Genomic DNA, 4,910 nt, shown 5'->3' with positions numbered 1-4,910 from the left:
GCCGAAAGGGCCGCGCTGGCACCCGCGCCTGTTCGCGCCACGCCGCAAACTGCGCGCCCGGCCCCACCGCCCCCAGCGCCACAGGCCAGCGCCCCGACCCCGCTGGAATGGCAATATCGACCGGTTGCGCCGGGTTCATGGACCTACCGGGCCGAGGGGAATGGATCGGTGGCGACCTTCGGGTCCGGCGCCCAGACGGTCACGCTCCGTTGCGATCGGGCGAGCCGCCGGGTCAGCCTGGGGCGGGCGGTGTCTCCGCAGATGCCGGGCGGTACGGCGGCGGTCACGCTGCGCACCAGCTATGGCGCGGTGGTATGGCCTGCAACCTTCACCAGCGGTGCGTCGCCGCGCATGGTTGCCACCCGTGCGGCATCCGACACGGCGCTGGATCAACTGGCCTATAGTCGCGGCAAGTTCGCGCTGGAAAGCGCCGGGCAACCCGTGCTGATCCTGCCGGCCTGGGCGGAAATTGGACGCGTAATCGAGGATTGTCGCGGCTGAGCCCGTCCATCGGCCAGGGCGGACGCGAAAGTATGATTCGAAAAAAGAAAATTACAAGCCTTGATCGAGCGCTGCGTCTGATTCACTATGATGTCGTGGCCGAACAAAGGCTTGAAAGCTGGCGACGGCCACGCGGGCTTCAACATAGCGAAAGGAGGTGATCCGATGTCTCATGGTTCAGCAATGGGGTCGGTCAAGTCCATTCGGGGAATGCGCCGCTGAGCGACGCCGCTGCGTCGATCCTTTCCATGACGATGACGATTTGAGAGCTGACACACAGGCCGTCGCTCGTCGCACGACAGGATAGCGCGAACAGACATTCTCCTTGGGCGGCGCTTCCGGCCGCTGACCATGTCAATGATGGGCCGTCGGGGCTGTTGCTCCCGGCGGCCCCTCTCATGTCCGGCGAAGGTGAGCCTGGCTTTGCAGGCGCAAGGCCGCTGCCAAGACCTTATGGTCGGACCAGTCCGGCCTTGACCGGGCAGTTTACGCCAAGTCGTTACCGCATGCCGCCCTTCGCCTTGTCCCACGCGCGGGCTGCAGTGTAGCCGAGATAGCCGGTGCCGAAGAGCGCATAGAGCGGTTCGGGCAGCGCGTTGAGATAGGCGCGCATGGCCACGATGATCGCCGCCGCCAGCGCCGGCCGCCATCCAGCAAGCAGGCCAATGGGGATCGACCAGAGCAGCAGCGCGTAGATGAGGTAGAGGAAGGCGGGACGGGCGCGCCGCGTCCACACGTCGCCTTCATCCAGCGGGTCAGGGGGAGAGGTATGCATCCTAACCGATCCGGTTCGCAAGCCAGCCGTAGAGGAAGGCTTCGTTGGCGGGGCGGCTCTCCGCCAGGGCGATATAACGCTCCCCCTGCAGCGCCTCCATCGCCTTCAGCATCACCTTGTCGCCGCCGGCTCCCCGCAACGCCCGGAAGCGTCGCAACGCGTCGAGCGTGCGCGCGCCGATCTGCCGGTCCAGCTTCAGGTCGGGATAATCCTGCTGGTTGCGGTTGAGCGCATTGAGCGCGCGCTGGAGAAAGCCGGTGGCGGTTGCCGGCCCCATGTTTACCGCCGTGTCGAACAGTTCCGCCGCCACCGGCCAGCTGATCTCCGCGACGAAGGGAAAACCGGGCTGATCCCAGTAGAGCCGCCGGTACAGGGATTCGGCAAAGCTGCGCGGCAGCGCCTTCATGTCACCGAAATAGCCATTGTCGCGCGCGACATCGCGGGTGATGCCCATATTGGTGGGTCCGCCGCGGTCGGCGCGATGATCGCTATAGCCGCCTTCGCGGGCGATGACCTCTTCGATCAGGTCGTGAATATCCATTGCTGTGCCTCCGCGTGGATGGGTGAGGCGAATCATTTATCCCATATGGTTATCTGTAGGACAGGCACTGCGCTGATGCGGCTTGCCCTTTCGGCCGGGCGAGACCCTCGCTAAGGCTGGCGGCGGCAACTGGAAGGATCGCAATGGACATCGACATACCGCATCAACTGGGCAAGGCGGAGGCCAAGCGCCGCGTTGAGGCGGGCCTGCCCAAGCTGGAGAAACATATTCCCGGCGGCGGCACGGTGACGGCGCACTGGCCATCGGACGATGTTCTCGACATGCGGATCGACGTGATGGGCCAGTCCATTCCCACCCGGTTGGTGATCGAGGACGCCAATATCCGGGCGACGGTAGATGTGCCGATGATGCTGAAGATGATGTCCGGCCCGATTTCCGACTTCATCCGCACAAGCGCGCAGAAAATGCTGGCCGGCCCCGCATAGGCGCTGGCGCCGCGTCGCGCCGAAACGAAAACGCCGTCTCCTGCGCTTGGCAAGAAACGGCGGTTTTCCTTGGTCGGGACGAGAGGATTCGAACCTCCGACCCCCACACCCCCAGCCCGCCCTTTTTGATGGTTCCTAATGCTCCGAAATTAAACGATAAACCTTGAAAAATGGGGTCTTTTTTGCCAGTCTGCTGACATCTCTGGTGGTGCAGATTGTCCCGTTATGTTCCGCTCTGTTGCAGCAAGTTGCACCACCAGTGCACCACCAGAACGATGCGATTCGGGATTTAATTTTTGGCAGGCGAGGCCGGAATAATGCGAACTGCTTTGACACAATCCATGGTCGATAAGTTTCCCATATCGGTTAAAGTCAAAGATTATAGGGATGCCCGGCTTAAAGGCTTGATCCTGCGCGTAACGCCCGCCGGGGTGAAGTCTTTCTATTGCGAATATGCGCGAGGCAAGCGGGTGTGGCTGGGCAGGGCCGATGCGGTGGGTTTGTCCGAGGCCCGCGAGAGCGCCCGCGTCATTCTTTCCGAAGTCTATCGCGGCATTGATCCCATCGAAGCGCGCAAGCCCAAGCGGGAGGTGCCGACCTTCCGCGCCTTTCTCGATGGCGACTATGGGCTTTGGGCCAAGGCCAATCAAAAAGCGCATAAGCAAAACCTCAACCGGCTTGCGACCGCGTTCAAGGTCCTGCTGGACAAGCGCCTCGATGCGATCACCGCTCTGGATGTCGAACGCTGGCGTGGAGGCGAGGTCGAACGCGGGTTGAGCCTCGAAACCATTAACCGGGATATTTCCTCAATCAAGGCCGCGTTCAACCGCGCGGTGGAATGGGAATTGCTTGGGACCAATCCACTCGCCAAGGTCAAGAAATCGCGCACCGACAATTGCCCCAAAGTTCGCTATCTCTCCTACGACGAAGAGGCCCGCTTGCGAGCGGCGCTCGATGCTCGCGAAGAGCGCCGCTGCGCCGAGCGCGATTCGGCTAACCGTTGGCGGAGCGAACGCGGGTATGAATTGCTGCCGAGCCTGCGGCAGTTGGCCTTTACCGACCATGTGAAGCCGCTGATTCTGCTCTCGATCAACACGGGCTGTCGTCGCGGCGAACTTTTCGATGTCACCTGGGCTAATGTCGATCTCGACCGGCGTATTCTGACCGTGACGGGTGCGACCGCGAAATCGCGGCGAACGCGCCATATTCCCCTCAATCGCGAGGCCATGTTCGTTTTGCAGGGCTGGCGCGCGCAAGTGGAAAGCACCGACGGGCTGGTTTTTGTCAACGACGTGGGCCAGCGGTTTGATCGCGTCAATTTCTCGTGGCGGCATTTGCTCAAGGATGCGGGCATCACCGCCTTCCGCTGGCACGACATGCGCCACCATTTCGCCTCGCGGCTGGTAATGGGCGGGGTCGATCTCAACACCGTGCGCGAACTGCTTGGGCATAGCGATTATGCGATGACGCTGCGCTATGCCCATCTCGCGCCCGAACATAAGCTGAAAGCCGTGGAAGTGCTGGTCAGCACCTCGCCATTTGCAGCGGCGGCATGATGCTGCACGCGGATTGACCTTGTTGGCAGATTTGACTACTATGGCGAAATCACGTAACACACTCCGCACTGTCTCTTGGATCAAGGCGGCGCGAAGAGATTTTGAGGCGTTTCCTGCACGTGCCATAGATCGGGCATTGGATGCCCTGACCGTGGTAGCCGATGGTGGAACGCCGGACATTGCCAAGCCGCTTGCCGGGCTGGGTGCCGGTGTGTGGGAACTGGCGATCAAGGAGCGCGGCGACGCCTATCGGGTCGTCTATGCGGTGCAACTGGGCGATGACATTTGGGTGGTTCATGCCTTCCAGAAGAAATCGACCAAGGGAATTGCGACGCCACGCCACGAAATTGACCTCGTGCGCGAGCGGATCAAGCGGCTGAAGGAGATGCTCAATGGCTGACCATGATGACGATTTCGAACTGGTTCGCGGTTCGGGCAATGTCTTTGCCGACTTCGATCAGCCCGATGCCAGCATTCGCCAGTTTCGTGCGATCCTTGCCGCTGAAATCGTCAAAACGCTCGATGCCGAGCGGCTGACGGTTCGGGATGCCGAAGCGCGCACCGGTATATCGGCCGCCGATTTTTCGCGTATCCGCCAGGTCAAACTGGAGCGATTCACCATCGACCGGCTGTTACGGATTCTCGACCGGCTCAACCGGGACGTTTGGGTGAAGATTTCCGTCGCGCCGCGTGCGGGTGGAAAGCGGGCTTCGATATCAACGCTTGCTGCCTGAAACCAATTAGCCGCGATCGAAGGGAGCGGCCGCGCATAGGGTCGATGGGTGGGAAAAGCGAAGGGGCCGCCCCTTCTTGGGGCGGCCTCATCAAAGTAATCTACGCCGCTTTCTCGATCGCTTCTGTGGCCGCCAGTTGGTGCAGATAGGCAACGGCGCGTTCGGCATGGGCGGCGGCTTGCACGACGGCGCGGGTGTCGTTTTGCAGCACCTTGATCCAGCTTGCGATATAGCTGGCATGATCGGGGCGCGGCTCGATACAAAGCCCAAGATCGGCGGCCAGGAAGGCAGCGCCTAGTTCGGCGACATATCCTGACAGTCCAGCCCCAATCTGACTTCCGACGTCAATTTTCCGGA

The 4,910-nt window shown here is 61.7% G+C and carries 8 protein-coding genes; 5 read left to right on the top strand and 3 right to left on the bottom strand.

Going from position 1 to position 4,910, the window contains the following annotated elements:
• The first annotated feature begins 15 nt into the window (after positions 1-15).
• Positions 16-501: a hypothetical protein gene (locus tag AX724_RS23865; protein WP_443018638.1), complete on the top strand. Its 486-nt coding sequence runs from the start codon at positions 16-18 to the stop codon at positions 499-501.
• Positions 502-1,000: 499 nt separating this feature from the next.
• On the opposite strand, the gene AX724_RS02750 is transcribed toward AX724_RS23865, so the two are convergent.
• Together AX724_RS02750 and AX724_RS02745 are read right to left on the bottom strand one after the other, a co-directional pair.
• Complete coding sequence (locus AX724_RS02750; protein ID WP_066763314.1) at positions 1,001-1,276, bottom strand: 3TM-type holin; 276 nt, start codon at positions 1,274-1,276, stop codon at positions 1,001-1,003.
• 1 nt (position 1,277) lies between these two features.
• Positions 1,278-1,817, bottom strand: a complete 540-nt coding sequence (locus AX724_RS02745) for a glycoside hydrolase family 108 protein (protein ID WP_066763312.1) — start codon at positions 1,815-1,817, stop codon at positions 1,278-1,280.
• A 143-nt stretch (positions 1,818-1,960) separates the two neighbouring features.
• Here AX724_RS02745 and AX724_RS02740 point away from each other — a divergent pair, with 143 nt between their 5' ends.
• The 4 genes from AX724_RS02740 (at position 1,961) to AX724_RS02725 (ending at position 4,553) form a co-directional block, all read left to right on the top strand.
• Positions 1,961-2,263 carry a polyhydroxyalkanoic acid system family protein gene (locus AX724_RS02740; RefSeq protein WP_066763311.1) on the top strand — a complete coding sequence of 101 codons (303 nt, stop codon included), beginning with the start codon at positions 1,961-1,963 and terminating at the stop codon, positions 2,261-2,263.
• Positions 2,264-2,580: 317 nt separating this feature from the next.
• Positions 2,581-3,819 (top strand): tyrosine-type recombinase/integrase, encoded by a 1,239-nt coding sequence (locus tag AX724_RS02735; RefSeq protein WP_082733379.1) that lies wholly within the window; start codon positions 2,581-2,583, stop codon positions 3,817-3,819.
• A 40-nt stretch (positions 3,820-3,859) separates the two neighbouring features.
• Positions 3,860-4,219, top strand: coding sequence for a type II toxin-antitoxin system RelE/ParE family toxin (locus AX724_RS02730; protein WP_066763309.1), 360 nt, complete (start codon positions 3,860-3,862; stop codon positions 4,217-4,219).
• Positions 4,212-4,553, top strand: coding sequence for a helix-turn-helix domain-containing protein (locus AX724_RS02725; protein WP_066763307.1), 342 nt, complete (start codon positions 4,212-4,214; stop codon positions 4,551-4,553). Before AX724_RS02730 ends, AX724_RS02725 begins: the two co-directional genes overlap by 8 nt.
• Positions 4,554-4,653: 100 nt before the next feature.
• On the opposite strand, the gene AX724_RS23860 is transcribed toward AX724_RS02725, so the two are convergent.
• Positions 4,654-4,902 (bottom strand): zincin-like metallopeptidase domain-containing protein, encoded by a 249-nt coding sequence (locus AX724_RS23860; protein WP_066763318.1) that lies wholly within the window; start codon positions 4,900-4,902, stop codon positions 4,654-4,656.
• Between the last annotated feature and the right edge of the window lie 8 nt (positions 4,903-4,910).

Origin of the sequence: Sphingobium sp. CCH11-B1, from assembly GCF_001556865.1 — a bacterium.
Classification (GTDB): domain Bacteria; phylum Pseudomonadota; class Alphaproteobacteria; order Sphingomonadales; family Sphingomonadaceae; genus Sphingobium.
Note: the sequence above shows the minus strand (reverse complement) of the source record. Positions and strands in the feature narration are given on the sequence as shown.